Raw genomic sequence first — 13,272 nt, 5'->3', positions numbered from 1 at the left:
TCGTTTGCATGTAAATAGAAAACGAAAAGAAAAGTTATCTATTTACATGCGCTTATTGATGCTGTTTTCGACACAATGAAACTTCATCTGCCTTGAAATAGCTTGAGTTCATTATGCTTGCCGAATTCTTAAGTATTCGATTATCAACTTTCTAATGGTATTGATAAAAAACTAAGGAGTAATTTGAGTAACAGGTTAGATAATGTTTTGAACATTAATCAACCCCCACCAATTAAAAAGCCGCGCGAGAGTTTAGCATAACTCTCTTAATAACGCACTGTGGCTGTCTGTTATCAACTTTTAAAGCTGGGCTTTCTTGTGTTTGTGCGGATAGACAAGTAACATATTGAGAATTTTTTAAGTAAAAGATTCTAAGTGATTAAAATTTATAAGAAAGTTTTGTCACACTAATAATTTTCGCTTTTACAGTGAACCAAACTAAGCATGCCCGACTCATATAACTAAATAACAGGGTCTGCTAAGGAGAATAATCAGTGCAGTATTGGATCCCAAAAACGGTCGCGTTAGGCGTGATCCTTGGTTTATCTGGATGTAGTGTTTTCACAAATGACACCCACCATGAAAAAAATTACCGTATTAATAAAGCTGTCCAAGTTCCGAGTGATTTAAAGCAGCCTTACAAAGATCCAACTTATGCCATGCAAGAAGCGCAGTACGATAACGATACTGAAGAGCTTGCGTTGCGACCACCTCAACAAGTGTTAACTCTTGCTGCAGGTTCTTGGCTTGAACAGAATGATAAACTTGCTAGAGTATTTTTTGATAAAAACGATGGAATTGAAGATTTAACGTCTTTTATCTGGCAAGCCGTTGACTCAGTCGCTGCTGAAAAACAAATTAGTTTTGAAAGCATGAATAAGGAGCAAGGTGAGGCGTTAACCGATTGGTACTCAGTGATCACGCCTTCTTCAAAGTGGTTTTGGCAAGAAGAAACAACTCCATCTAAGCAGAAGTATAAATTCACAGTTTCTCAAAGTGAACACCAAAGAACGGCTTCTTTAAGCGCCGAACTAGTTGATTATCAAAGTGATGAAATAGAATTAACTGAATTGCTAAAACAGCAATTAGAAGTTCGTGCACTTAACCAGATTATCGCTGAGTTTGATTATCAATACCGTTTATTACTTGTAGAGCTTCGTAAGCAACAAGGCCAGTTAGCATTGGATATCGGTTTCGATCCGAATGGTAATGCTGCAATGGTAGCTGTTCAACCTGTAAATATTGTAATTGCAAATTTAGCGAATGTTTTAGAACGGCTCAATTTCACTATCATTAGTGTAGATGGTGAAAAGGATGAGCTGCATGTTAGATATGAAAAGCCTGAAGATAGTGTTTGGGATTCGATTTGGGGTGATGAAACAGTTATTCTGCCAATCGACGAAGGCGACTATCGTATAAAGATTTCTACGCTTTCAGATAAAAAGTCATCTGTGACATGGCGCAATAATGATGGTGAAGCTTTAAGTGCTGACCTGTTAAGTGAATTACAACAAAATCTAAATAAAGCAATTGGTAACAAAGGCTTATCAATTTAAACTTTGAATACTAGAATTACAGAAAAGAGCTACGGCTCTTTTCTGCGTTTTTATAGGTAAATAACAATGACAACTCAACCTTATCAGCAAAATAAAGTGCATTGGCGTACTTTGTTTGCGTTTATTGTGCCTTCTCTAATCGGTGTATTTTTGTTTATGACACCGGTTTCGGTTGGTGAGGCAATGACCATTCCAATAGCCGTGTTGGCAAAAAAGCTTCAAGCTTTTGTCGCGCCTTTTATCCACGCTATGATTGTTGGTGTTGTTTGTGTTACAGCTGTTTTAAGTTTAGCCGCTAAACTATTGAAACCAAAAGCCCTGATGCAGTTTGCGTTGTTTAAACATTTGTTTGATGTCAGTTGGATTTGGTTGGTTACCCGTTTATTGGGTGCAGCATTCATATTAATGACTTTTTTTAAAGTGGGTCCAGCTTTTATTCATGCTGAGCATACTGGTGCCTTGGTACTGAATGATCTGTTACCTGTGTTATTTTCTGTATTTGTACTCGCGGGATTATTGTTACCTTTATTACTTAATTTTGGTTTACTAGAGCTGGTGGGTACTTTGCTTACAAAAGTAATGCGTCCATTATTCGGAGTACCAGGTAGAAGTGCGGTTAATTGCGTGGCTTCTTGGTTAGGCGACGGCAGTGTGGGTATTTTGATGACGGCCCGTCAATATGAAGAAAAGTACTATACACAAAAAGAAGCAGCCATTATTGGAACGACTTTCTCTGCTGTTTCGATTACTTTTTGCTTAGTAGTAATTGGCCAAGTAAAGCTTGAACATTTATTTGCACCTTTTTACTTAACTGTCTGTTTAGCAGGATTTGTTGCAGCGCTTATTGTGCCTAGACTGCCGCCTTTAAGGTTTAAAAAATCAACTTATATTGATGGTACTGAGCCTGCACATGATGCAGAAGCAGTTCCAGATGACAAAACGTTGTTTCAACATGCATTATCTGTTGCTTTAGAAAAGGCAGAAAAAGCGCCCGGTGTTAAAGGTACCTTAAAAGAGGGGATGACAAACGCACTCGATATGGTATTTGCTGTGCTACCTGTTGTGATGGCTGTTGGTACTCTTGCATTGATCATCGCAGAATATACGCCAATCTTTCAATATCTAGGTACGCCGTTTGTGCCATATCTTGAATTATTACAAGTTCCAGAAGCAGCGCAAGCAGCACAAACGATCGTTGTTGGCTTTGCAGATATGTTTATCCCTTCAATTCTTGCCGCAAGCAGTATTGAAAGCGATGTAACGCGCTTCATTGTTGCAGCGATGAGTGTGACACAGCTTATCTATATGTCAGAGGTTGGCGCATTACTACTTGGTAGTAAAATCCCAGTTAACATCCTTGAGTTGTTCACAATCTTCATTTTAAGAACATTAGTCACACTGCCAGTGATTGCTTTGATGGCTCATTGGTTAGTTTAACGCATTCAGGGAGGGTAAAGTTATATCGCTTTACTCTTCCTTTTCATTATCTGGTTTTATCTGCTTATCAATTTTCTTTTTAATATCAAACTTAGCTGAGTATTTAAGCAGGGCGATATTACTCCAAATAATACCTAGAACACCAATAATGAGAAGAATGATTTGCCAAGTCTCGAATTTAGTTGATGCCATGATAGGGCCCTTAAATCGGTTTCAAATTATATTGTCATTATAATTTCGAAAGTTTCATTAAGATACCTTGAATTCAGCTGAAAAAATAAGATTTTATATATATGAACTGCTATTATCAGCGCAATTCAAACGAATACATTTAGCTTCAAACTTTGTGAGTAATCGATGGAAAAAGTTTTAATTTGGCCTGCACAATATCCATTACTTCTTAAAGGTCTTGCGGAGCAAAATGGTGCATTTATTTTAGATGCACTAGAAGCTTGGCCTGAGTGTCAAACCTTGACTGACGAACAGGGTGTTGAAAGTACTATTTTGCCACCGATTTTTTATTTGGTCTGGTTAAAGCCTCTTGATCCATTTGAAGCTTGTCATTTTCAACATATTGATGAATATGAAGAAGAGCACCGTGCTTATACTGAAATGTTGATTTCTCATTTCAATCAGGCCGGACTTGATCATCAAGCTATTGTACTGATGCTTATTCAGCGTCTTGCTCAGTATAGCCAAATTAATGCGCAGTTAAGTTGTGTAACATACCCAGATTTTTTCGAGTTATTATCTGATAAATCTATGACTGATGTCATACTTTGGAATATTCAGAATGGTGTAAATCTATCGCCTGAACAATTGCTTATCTGTTGGCGAGAGGATACTTTAAAAGCGCCTCTCAAAACATTATTACCCGACTGTTTACAGAATCTTGAAGAGACGACGAAGTATTTACTTACTCAAACTAATAAAGAAGAACCTGTTTTTGATTTATTGAGTCATTTAATCGATGCAGATGAAGTTAAAAATCTTATGGAGCAAGCCCTACTTAATTTGATAACGTCCGAACAAGTTAAGCAAGTGGATTTAATTGAATATATTAAGCAAGGTGCAACAGGTTCTTTAAAAGATGAATTTGGAAAGAACGCTTTTATGTATGCTATTGAGCAGGGCTTCGTTAGTATTGTAGAGCAATTAATAGATTCACAAGATCTGACGCAAAAAGATGAGCAAGGTAATGGCATGATGCATTTTGCTGTTTTATCTAACTCTTCAGCTATGATTTCCTTACTGTTTAACCATGGTTGCAAGGCAAAAGTAGTGAATGAGTTTGGCCAAACACCTTATCGATTAGCGCTGAAGCATGGTGCGTTTATAGCTAAGAAAACACTTGAACAGCACGGGATTAAAGAACTCTCTGAAGGAGAGCAATATAATAAAATTAGGTTAGTGCACCTGTTTGTGGCAATCGCATGTTTTGCTTTTCCGCTTCAGCTATCATTATTCTTTAGCGACACTTTTGATTATAAAAGTGAAAGTGTGTGGCTTTTTTCGATATTAAGTATTGCGCTTGTTACCTTGTCTCGAAAAATTAAGAGAGGGGCCTTGTATCCAGTTAAGCGTCACCCATGGTCTTTAAAACTTCTCTACGTCAAAGCGTATTTAAGTACGAGTTTACAAGTAATGTTGTCATTGTTAGTACTATTTACTGTTTTAACGAGTTAATTGATGTACTTTCTTAATAAGAAAGACTGTAAGTAAAAAAGAGCACCAATCGGTGCTCTTTTTCTATATTAAAAATTGAATATTAAGGCTTGTTATCAATCACGATCTTTGGTGTATTCGTGGGCTTCTTTTTCATCAGCAAGATCTTGCTTGAGTTTACGAATTCTTAGTCCCAATTCTTGACCGCGGTGTTTTGCGTAATAAGTACAACCAACAAACATTAAACTTGCAAAGAGTAGTTCTAATAGCACCCAAACCAGTTCATCAGTTGCAATCCACAATAAAGTGAAACCATGCAAAAAGTAAATTAATACTATGAAGTTCGCCCATGCGTACGTGTAAGGATTATCTTTTATAAACCCTCGTAAAGGTAACAATAGTGGAAGAATATATACTGTAAACATAAACCCGAGGCTGTGACCTTCTCTAGGTGAAAGTACAAACAACCATAGCGGCATTAAAATCAGCAAGCCTATGTAGCCTGTTAAAGCCATATTTTGAAAGCGTTTCGTTAGAGGTTTTTTTTCAACAGATGTCATTTTAATTTTTCAGCAATAGTGATGAGACGTTTTCCAACAGAGCGACAGATTTTCATTTCTGTCTCACTGAGCATTGATGTATTTTCAGTGCCTGAGACATGACTAGCACCATAAGGTGTGCCACCAGTTGTGGTTTGAGATAACTCTGGTACATCATATGGGACACCCAATAACATCATGCCATGGTGCAGTAATGGCAGCGATAGGTTAAGTAGCGTTGCTTCATTACCACCATGCATGCTACTTGAAGAAGTAAACACGCAAGCTGGTATATCAATTAGCTGTCCCTTTAGCCAAATATCACTGGTAGTTTCCCAAAATTGTTTAGCTTGTGCTGCCATCATGCCAAATCGAGTTGGTGTACCAAATGCAAGTGCATCACAACGTAACAGGTCGTCCTTTGAGACGACGATGTCATGAGCTTCTCTTTGTTCAAAAGTACGGAGCAAGACTGTTGCGCCTAGTGTCTCAGCAGCTTCTGCAATTTCATTTGCCATGGCTCTTACAGAGCCATGGCTAGAATGAAATAAAACCAGTAGTGTGGTCATTAAAGGATAGCCAGTACAGACTCAGGTGGACGACCAATTGCTGCTTTATCGCCTTTTACTACGATAGGGCGCTCAATCAATTTAGGATTTTCTAACATTGCTTGCTTAAGCGCAGCCTCGTCGGTGTCTTTATTCAGACCCAATTCTTTGTAAAGTGTTTCTTTACTGCGTACGAGTTGATGTGCTGATTCAAAGCCCAATTGTGTGAGCAGTGAGTTTAGCTTTGCTAAATCAACAGGTGTTTTTAAGTACTCAATAACTTCTGGTGTTACACCATTTGATTCCAGTAAAGAAAGCGTTTCTCGAGACTTTGAACAACGAGGGTTATGATAAATTGTCACTGACATAATCAATTCCTAAATAAATTTTTTCATATTTTAATTTAACCAATCTGAGACTTAAAGTTTGGCAAGCTCTTTTTGCATTTGCCTGTATTGCTTTAATAGTGCTTTAAGTCTAGTTTTCTTGACGGCTTCTAGTGTATCAACATGATTTAGTGCACGTTGTATTTCATCAGCAGCCTTTAAGAAGGCTCCATAAGCTGCGAGCACACTTGCTTTTGCTTCGTAATAGGCTGCTTGGTTGCCATTATTTTTGTAAAGCTCTGTGAGTAACTCTTTTGCAAGTAAATGTTCAGGGTCATCGAGTAGAAATAACTTCAAAGTTTGCTCAGCAATATCATATTGTTTTGCTTTGATGGCTGAATTTGCATAATTTAAAGCTAAAACCTGATTATTGGGTCGTAAATTATTATGTTTAGTTAATATGTCTACTGCGTGTTCGGCTCGGTCTTGGCTAATCAAGATATCAGTGTAAACATCCAGATAAAATAGGTTATTAGGTTCATCGTCAAGCAAAGGTAAGAGTATTTTTTCAGCTTCTTTAGTCTTTTTTTGATCTAGCAAGCTGATGGCAAGTCCATATTCAAGATGCTTTTTATCTAACAAAGTTGATTTGCGAATTTCGTTTTCAAAATAGGCTTGAGCATCTTTACTGTCTAATTGATATCGCGCAATGACACGACTTTTAGCTGAATTGAAATCATGGCTTGGCTGTATTTGTCTCGCCTGATATTGCTGAGCCCTTAGCCGAACATCTGAAACTCGAGAGTCAGGCAGAGGGTGAGTGAGTAAAAAAGCTGGTGGCTTTGTTTGAAAACGGACTTGATTTGATAGTTTAGTTAAAAAAGCGCCTGCTTGAGTGGGGTCGAAGCCTGCATTATAAAGGGTTTGCATACCAAATCGGTCAGCTTCTTGCTCTGCTTTTCTACTATGAGAAAGTTGACTCAGACCCGCTTGAGTAGTACTGGCTGATAAAATAGCCATACCAGCATCTGGGGCTATAATGGTTGCTAATATACCTGTGACAATTCCGGCAACAGTCAGGGCTGAGTTATCTTTTTGATGCTGTAACCGCCGAGCTAGGTGTCTTTGTGTGACGTGGGCGATTTCATGACCTAATACTGAAGCAAGTTGACTTTCATTATCTGATTGGGCAATTAAACCTGTATGAATGCCTACATGGCCACCATAAAAAGCAAATGCATTAATTGCTTGGTTATCGATCATAAAAAAGGTAAATGGAAAGCGCACATTATTGGCATTCGCGACAAGCTTATTGCCAAGTGATGAGATGTATTCATCTAAAACAGGATCTTGGACGAGTGGTGATCCGCCTCTGATCTGCATCATCATAACTTTCCCCAAAGTTTTTTCTTTATCTATGGGGAGTACTTCTAAAGCAGATGAGCCTAAATCGGGAAGTTTAAAGTCTGTTTGGGCGTTTGAACTACTAGAAAACAGTAGCATAGTGCCGAGTAAGCCACCCAGCAGTAAGCTTTTTAGCATGTTATTCCTTATAGCCTCCGAGTCCGAGCATGATTTGAGCCAAATCAATTTCATCACTACACATACGGCTGTCTTTTTCGCACAGTTGATAGAATTCTTTTATTGAGACACCTTTAACGGTAACAACGTTCATTTCTTTTTTTAGGAAAGTAATTATTTTATGAACTACTTTGTGAGAATGAAGTATAAGGGCTTTGTCAGCAACATCTCCACGCTCAAAGTAAAAAGCAATAAATTTATGTAGTTGGTTGAAGCGCAGAAGCGTCTTCATAGAATGAGGGTCCCAAGTATTAAATTCTAGAAATTTATTATCCTTAATTAACATATCAGTTTCTAAAGGTTTATCTTTTGCGTATGGGATTGCCCATAATTCAAAACCACGGTCAGTAAAAACTTGGTCTATGGCTATTCTAGGTTTGTTATCACAAGAGATGTTGCCATTATCGTCTTCATACCCTTCGAGAAGGGCCAAGTTCCAATTTCGTTTATCAACAAGGCGTGTTACCGCATTATCAAAGCCATGTTGAAATAAGCCATCACTTTCACTTACTGACGATGCAACTAAGTGGTAGAACGGCGGTAACTCTCCCCAGTTTAGCTGTTTTTTATACCAGTTGATGTCTTTTAGTGTCGGATTGTCTGGTAGTTTTGCTTTGTTATTGACTCTAGCCATAGATATGCGCGTACAAATAAAATTACTTATAGAATAAACGATTGTGGCTGAGCTATCTACTTTCTGGATGGTTATGAGTAATTTTTTAATGTTACACTGTTGCGACTAAAATTTGGTAAAACGATTATGTGTTTAACAATTGATTTAAGTACTTATCAGTGTCCACAATTATTTGTGCAGTTTAAGTTTCAGTTGAAGCAAGCTCAAGTGAAGAAACAAACTGTGTGTTTCATTTATGATAACAACCAACTGATAAATGACATTTTAGTGTTTTTAGAAACAAAAAAGTTTAGTTATGCTCATCACAACGATGCTAAACCATATCCTTTTATAGAGGTAAATCTTTAATATGTTTGAACTTGTTTCAAAGTGGTACAAGAATAAGTTTTCTGATCCTAATTCTGTCACGCTTTTGTTTATTGTATTGGGTCTAGCTATATCACTTTATATATTTGGGCCATTTATTCTTCCTGTATTGGTGGCTTTGGTTATTGCATATTTATTGGAGTGGCCAGTTGCAAAGATTGAAAATGTCATAAAAAGTCGTGTGTTGGCGACCAGTTTTATTATTTTGCTGTTTTCTGGCGTGTTGCTAACCATGGCGTTGGGGCTTATCCCGGTATTATGGCAACAGCTGAGTAATTTATTACAAGAAGCGCCAGTTATGCTGGAGGAGGGGAAAGATTTTCTATTACACCTGCCAGATCAATACCCGACCCTTATTTCCAGCGAGCAAGTAAAAGCTTTAGTTGCAACGACCGAGAGTAAAATCCTTGAAGCTGGTCAAGTTATTTTATCGTTCTCATTAACATCAATTAAAGATATTGTCGCTTGGATGATTTATTTGATTTTGGTGCCACTTTTGGTTTTCTTTATGCTGAAAGATAAAGAAGTATTGACTAAAAGTATGTCTGTATTGGTGCCTAAAGATAGACGTCTAATCCAACAAGTGTGGCATGAGATGGACCATCAAATCATGAACTATATTCGCGGTAAAGTACTTGAAATATTTATCATTGGCACATCAACGTTTGTTGCTTTTTGGGTTTTAGATTTACGTTATGCTGCATTATTAGGTGCTTTGGTAGGGTTTTCAGTGCTTATTCCATTTGTTGGTGCTGCGCTAGTGACTATACCGGTTGCCGCTGTAGCCATGTTCCAATTCGGATTAGATACTCAGTTTTGGACCATTTTAATTGTGTATGGGATCATTCAAGCTTTAGATGGTAACGTGTTAGTTCCGCTTTTATTCTCTGAAGCGGTAGATTTAAACCCCGTGTTCATTATCGTGGCAGTATTATTCTTCGGTGGTTTGTGGGGCTTTTGGGGGGTATTTTTTGCGATCCCAATGGCATCGCTTGTAAAAGCATTATTCAATGCTTGGTCCGATAGTTGGAAACCCCAAACTCAAAATTAAGCATCCTTATTTTTGCGCTGCAGCCTTGCAGCGCAAAAAAATTCAAATTTCCCCTTGAAGTTATTTCTCCTCGCCCCATATACCTCATAACACTGTGCAAATACTGGTTTAATCGGAGATAAAGATGACCACAGCTCAAAAAGAAACATTAGGCTTTCAAACAGAAGTCAAACAATTACTAAACCTAATGATCCACTCTTTATATTCAAATAAAGAGATCTTTTTACGTGAATTGGTTTCAAACGCATCGGATGCAGCTGACAAACTTCGCTTTTTAGCGCTGCAAAATGGTGACCTATATGCGGGAGATGCAAACTTACGCGTTCGTATTAGTGCAGACAAAGATGCAAAAACTGTGACTATCTCAGATAACGGCATCGGTATGACCCGCGAAGAAGTGATCAACTCATTGGGTACAATTGCTAAGTCTGGTACAGCAGAGTTTTTCCAAAACTTGTCTGGTGACCAAGCTAAAGATTCACAATTAATTGGACAATTTGGTGTTGGTTTTTATTCTGCATTTATTGTTGCTGATGCAGTAACGGTCGTAACACGCAAAGCTGGCGAAGAAAAGGCCGTTGAATGGCATTCAAAAGGCGAAGGTGAGTTTACCCTTGCTGAAGTTGAAAAAGCATCACGTGGTACAGACATTATTCTTCACTTACGCGAAGACGAAGGTGAGTTTCTAGAAGAGTACCGCTTACGTAGCATTGTGACTAAATATTCAGATCATATTTCAATTCCTGTTGAAATGTATAAGCAACCGGTTGAAGAGTCTGAAGGTCCAGACGGTGAGAAAATTCCGGCGCAACCAGGCGAGTGGGAAGCAATTAACCGTGCTACAGCACTTTGGACGCGTGATAAATCAGAAGTTTCTGACGAAGAATACAAAGAGTTTTATAAGCATGTAGGCCATGACTGGGAAGAACCTCTCACTTGGGCGCATAATAAAGTAGAAGGTAAGACTGAGTATACGAGCCTACTTTATATTCCTAAAAAAGCACCATTCGATTTGTGGAACCGTGACCGTCAAAGTGGCTTGAAGCTTTACGTGCAACGCGTATTCATTATGGATGATGCAGAGCAGTTTATGCCAAGCTACCTGCGTTTTGTAAAAGGTCTTTTAGATTCAAACGATTTACCGTTAAACGTATCTCGTGAAATTCTACAAGATAATAAGATCACCCAAGCGATCCGAAAAGGTTGTACATCTCGAGTTCTTAAGATGCTTGACCGCATGGGTAAGAACAAGCCAGAAGAGTATCAAACATTTTGGAATGAATTCGGTAAGGTATTAAAAGAAGGCCCTGCTGAAGATATTTCTAATAAAGAAGCTATCGCGAAACTACTTCGTTTCAGCTCAACGCATACTGACGAAAGCACGGAAAATGTGTCTTTAGAACAATATATTGAGCGCATGAAAGATGGCCAAGATAAAATTTACTATGTTGTTGCAGATAGCTTTGAAGCGGCTAAAAGTTCACCTCACTTAGAAATCTTCCGCAAGAAAGGCATTGAAGTATTACTGATGGCTGATCGCGTTGATGAGTGGATGATGAGTCATCTTACAGAATTCAATGAAAAGCAATTTGCGTCAATTACACGTGGTGATTTAGATCTGGGTGATTTAGACGACGAAGAAACAAAGAAAGCGCAAGAAGAAAGCGAAAAAGAAGTTGAAGGCTTAGTAGAACGCATTCAAACAGTATTAGGTGATAAAGTGAAAGAAGTACGATTCACCCACCGTTTGACTGATTCTCCGGCGTGTGTAGTTGTTGATGACAACGACATGAGTTCGCAAATGCAAAAACTGATGGAATCAGTAGGCCAAGCTGTGCCAGAAGCAAAGCCTATATTCGAGTTAAACCCTGAGCACCAACTTGTGAAACATTTAAACGTTGAACAAGATGAAGATAAATTTGCTCAGTGGTCTGATGTTTTATTAGACCAAGCGCTACTAGCAGAGCGTGGTAGCTTAAAAGACCCAGCTGCATTCGTAGCTAAACTTAACAAGCTAATGCTTGATTTAAGCAAGTAAAAGCATCTTTGATTTGAAGAGGCCAAAGTTTTACTTTGGCCTTTTTTTGTTTAGTTAATCAGCAATTAGTATAAGTTGCTTGAGATAACATGCAGCTTGTGAAAAAATCCCATCAACTTCAAATAAACTCCCGAATAAGAGGAACACACTATGCGCATCATCCTTCTAGGCGCGCCGGGTGCAGGTAAAGGCACTCAAGCTCAATTTTTAATGGACAAATACGGTATCCCGCAAATTTCAACTGGTGATATGCTACGTGCTGCAATCAAAGAGGGCACGCCTCTGGGTCTTGAAGCAAAGAAAGTAATGGACGCAGGTCAGCTAGTTTCTGATGAAATCATCATTGGCCTAGTTAAAGAGCGTATTGCAAAAGCAGATTGCGAAAATGGTTTCTTATTAGATGGTTTCCCACGTACGATCCCGCAAGCTGATGCAATGAAAGAGAATGGCATTGCGATTGATCACGTTATTGAATTTGATGTTGCTGATGAGATCATCGTTGAGCGTATGGGCGGCCGCCGTGTACACCCTGGATCTGGTCGTGTTTACCATGTAGTTTACAACCCACCTAAAGTGGAAGGTAAAGATGACGTAACAGGTGAAGACCTTATCATTCGTGATGATGACGTTGAAGAAACAGTGCGTAAGCGTTTAGGTATCTACCACGACCAAACTAAGCCACTAGTTGATTATTACCAAGCAGAAGCAGAGCAGGGCAATACTCAGTACCACCGTTTAGATGGTACACAGGCTGTAGAAGCGGTAAGCGCTCAGCTAGGTGAATTACTAGGTTAATTTAGTTTTTAACCTAAAAGAAAAGCCGCAATAGCGGCTTTTTTATTTTTACTTCATTTTTCCTCAGAATGAGGCTTATTCTTTACGCTTGATAACTCATTTAGATGGGCAATTGCCTCTTCATAATTTGGTTCTGTGGCTAGGTTTGATACAAGCTGCTTGTATGTAATTTTATGCTCCTTGTCTAACACCAAGATAGCACGACTTAAAAGCCCCATATCTTTTATATAAAGTCCATATTGTTTACCGAAATCTCGCCAAACAGAGTCTGACAGCGTTTGAATTTTATCTATTCCCTCAACTGCACAAAACCGCTTCTGTGCAAAAGGTAAATCTGCGCTGATAGTAAGCATTGCAATGTCTGGAAATTTGTCAGCAACTTCTTGGTTGAAGAACTTTGTCTGCAGGCTACAAACACCTGTATCAAGGCTAGGTACTATGCTTAGTAATACAGCTTTACCAGAAAATTCAGTTAATGAAACAGGCTTGAATTGAGCGTCGACGACTTTAAAATTTGGCGCCTGTTGACCAATTGTTACACCATTGCCCAATAAAGTAACTTCTTTACCTTGTGCAAATACTTTGCCTTTATCGACTTTATTCTCTTCAATTTCCAGTGCAAGAGTTGCTGATGAAGCTAAACTCAATGCTAGTATGATTTTTTTCAGCATAAAGTATTCCTTATTGGGTTAACTTAATTGTTTTAACTGTATTATACTTATAATTAGATGATTTG

At 38.4% G+C, this 13,272-nt stretch carries 13 protein-coding genes; 6 read left to right on the top strand and 7 right to left on the bottom strand.

The window, feature by feature from the left end; all coding sequences use genetic code 11:
- The first annotated feature begins 494 nt into the window (after nucleotides 1-494).
- Nucleotides 495-1,556 carry an outer membrane protein assembly factor BamC gene (gene bamC, locus PP2015_RS09850; protein WP_058030103.1) on the top strand — a complete coding sequence of 354 codons (1,062 nt, stop codon included), beginning with the start codon at nucleotides 495-497 and terminating at the stop codon, nucleotides 1,554-1,556.
- 66 nt (nucleotides 1,557-1,622) lie between these two features.
- Nucleotides 1,623-2,993, top strand: a complete 1,371-nt coding sequence (locus PP2015_RS09845; protein WP_058030102.1) for a YjiH family protein — start codon at nucleotides 1,623-1,625, stop codon at nucleotides 2,991-2,993.
- A 30-nt stretch (nucleotides 2,994-3,023) separates the two neighbouring features.
- Here PP2015_RS09845 and PP2015_RS21630 read toward each other — a convergent pair whose 3' ends face one another.
- Complete coding sequence (locus PP2015_RS21630) at nucleotides 3,024-3,185, bottom strand: DUF2897 family protein (protein WP_083496560.1); 162 nt, start codon at nucleotides 3,183-3,185, stop codon at nucleotides 3,024-3,026.
- 165 nt (nucleotides 3,186-3,350) lie between these two features.
- On the opposite strand from PP2015_RS21630, the gene PP2015_RS09840 reads away from it, so the two are divergent.
- On the top strand, nucleotides 3,351-4,679 hold the full coding sequence (locus tag PP2015_RS09840; RefSeq protein WP_058030101.1) for an ankyrin repeat domain-containing protein: 1,329 nt from the start codon (nucleotides 3,351-3,353) through the stop codon (nucleotides 4,677-4,679).
- Between the two features lie 95 nt (nucleotides 4,680-4,774).
- Here the strand turns inward: PP2015_RS09840 and PP2015_RS09835 are convergent, their stop codons facing one another.
- Genes PP2015_RS09835 through PP2015_RS09815 form a run of 5 tightly spaced genes read right to left on the bottom strand, consistent with a single transcriptional unit; the run spans nucleotide 4,775 to nucleotide 8,286 of the window.
- Nucleotides 4,775-5,218 carry a DUF2069 domain-containing protein gene (locus PP2015_RS09835; protein WP_058030100.1) on the bottom strand — a complete coding sequence of 148 codons (444 nt, stop codon included), beginning with the start codon at nucleotides 5,216-5,218 and terminating at the stop codon, nucleotides 4,775-4,777.
- A complete protein-coding gene (gene wrbA, locus PP2015_RS09830) occupies nucleotides 5,215-5,766 on the bottom strand; it encodes an NAD(P)H:quinone oxidoreductase (RefSeq protein WP_058030099.1) in 552 nt (183 codons plus the stop codon). The genes PP2015_RS09835 and wrbA overlap by 4 nt, the downstream gene beginning before the upstream one ends.
- A complete protein-coding gene (gene arsC, locus PP2015_RS09825) occupies nucleotides 5,766-6,113 on the bottom strand; it encodes an arsenate reductase (glutaredoxin) (protein ID WP_058030098.1) in 348 nt (115 codons plus the stop codon). The genes wrbA and arsC overlap by 1 nt, the downstream gene beginning before the upstream one ends.
- A gap of 51 nt (nucleotides 6,114-6,164) precedes the next feature.
- Nucleotides 6,165-7,613 (bottom strand): beta-barrel assembly-enhancing protease, encoded by a 1,449-nt coding sequence (gene bepA, locus PP2015_RS09820; RefSeq protein WP_058030097.1) that lies wholly within the window; start codon nucleotides 7,611-7,613, stop codon nucleotides 6,165-6,167.
- 1 nt (nucleotide 7,614) lies between these two features.
- Entirely contained in the window at nucleotides 7,615-8,286 is a 672-nt protein-coding gene (locus PP2015_RS09815; protein ID WP_058030096.1) for a hypothetical protein, read from the bottom strand.
- Between the two features lie 349 nt (nucleotides 8,287-8,635).
- Here PP2015_RS09815 and PP2015_RS09805 point away from each other — a divergent pair, with 349 nt between their 5' ends.
- The 3 genes from PP2015_RS09805 to adk all read left to right on the top strand — a co-directional run bounded on the left by PP2015_RS09805 (nucleotide 8,636) and on the right by adk (nucleotide 12,536).
- Nucleotides 8,636-9,703, top strand: coding sequence for an AI-2E family transporter (locus tag PP2015_RS09805; RefSeq protein ID WP_058030094.1), 1,068 nt, complete (start codon nucleotides 8,636-8,638; stop codon nucleotides 9,701-9,703).
- A gap of 124 nt (nucleotides 9,704-9,827) precedes the next feature.
- Entirely contained in the window at nucleotides 9,828-11,741 is a 1,914-nt protein-coding gene (gene htpG / locus PP2015_RS09800; protein WP_058030093.1) for a molecular chaperone HtpG, read from the top strand.
- A gap of 150 nt (nucleotides 11,742-11,891) precedes the next feature.
- Entirely contained in the window at nucleotides 11,892-12,536 is a 645-nt protein-coding gene (gene adk, locus PP2015_RS09795) for an adenylate kinase (protein ID WP_058030092.1), read from the top strand.
- Nucleotides 12,537-12,589: 53 nt separating this feature from the next.
- On the opposite strand, the gene tpx is transcribed toward adk, so the two are convergent.
- Nucleotides 12,590-13,207, bottom strand: coding sequence for a thiol peroxidase (tpx, locus tag PP2015_RS09790; protein WP_058030091.1), 618 nt, complete (start codon nucleotides 13,205-13,207; stop codon nucleotides 12,590-12,592).
- Nucleotides 13,208-13,272: the final 65 nt, after the last annotated feature.

Origin of the sequence: Pseudoalteromonas phenolica, from assembly GCF_001444405.1 — a bacterium.
GTDB classification, from domain to species: domain Bacteria; phylum Pseudomonadota; class Gammaproteobacteria; order Enterobacterales; family Alteromonadaceae; genus Pseudoalteromonas; species Pseudoalteromonas phenolica.
This window is presented reverse-complemented; position numbering and strand designations above follow the sequence as displayed.

Coding starts and splice junctions, on each gene's coding strand:
- PP2015_RS09805 (WP_058030094.1), top strand. CDS start 8,636: ATGTTTGAACTTGTTTCAAAGTGGTACAAGAATAAGTTTTCTGATCCT.
- adk (WP_058030092.1), top strand. CDS start 11,892: ATGCGCATCATCCTTCTAGGCGCGCCGGGTGCAGGTAAAGGCACTCAA.
- PP2015_RS09815 (WP_058030096.1), bottom strand. CDS start 8,286: ATGGCTAGAGTCAATAACAAAGCAAAACTACCAGACAATCCGACACTA.
- PP2015_RS09835 (WP_058030100.1), bottom strand. CDS start 5,218: ATGACATCTGTTGAAAAAAAACCTCTAACGAAACGCTTTCAAAATATG.
- tpx (WP_058030091.1), bottom strand. CDS start 13,207: ATGCTGAAAAAAATCATACTAGCATTGAGTTTAGCTTCATCAGCAACT.
- wrbA (WP_058030099.1), bottom strand. CDS start 5,766: ATGACCACACTACTGGTTTTATTTCATTCTAGCCATGGCTCTGTAAGA.
- PP2015_RS09840 (WP_058030101.1), top strand. CDS start 3,351: ATGGAAAAAGTTTTAATTTGGCCTGCACAATATCCATTACTTCTTAAA.
- htpG (WP_058030093.1), top strand. CDS start 9,828: ATGACCACAGCTCAAAAAGAAACATTAGGCTTTCAAACAGAAGTCAAA.
- bepA (WP_058030097.1), bottom strand. CDS start 7,613: ATGCTAAAAAGCTTACTGCTGGGTGGCTTACTCGGCACTATGCTACTG.
- arsC (WP_058030098.1), bottom strand. CDS start 6,113: ATGTCAGTGACAATTTATCATAACCCTCGTTGTTCAAAGTCTCGAGAA.
- PP2015_RS21630 (WP_083496560.1), bottom strand. CDS start 3,185: ATGGCATCAACTAAATTCGAGACTTGGCAAATCATTCTTCTCATTATT.
- PP2015_RS09845 (WP_058030102.1), top strand. CDS start 1,623: ATGACAACTCAACCTTATCAGCAAAATAAAGTGCATTGGCGTACTTTG.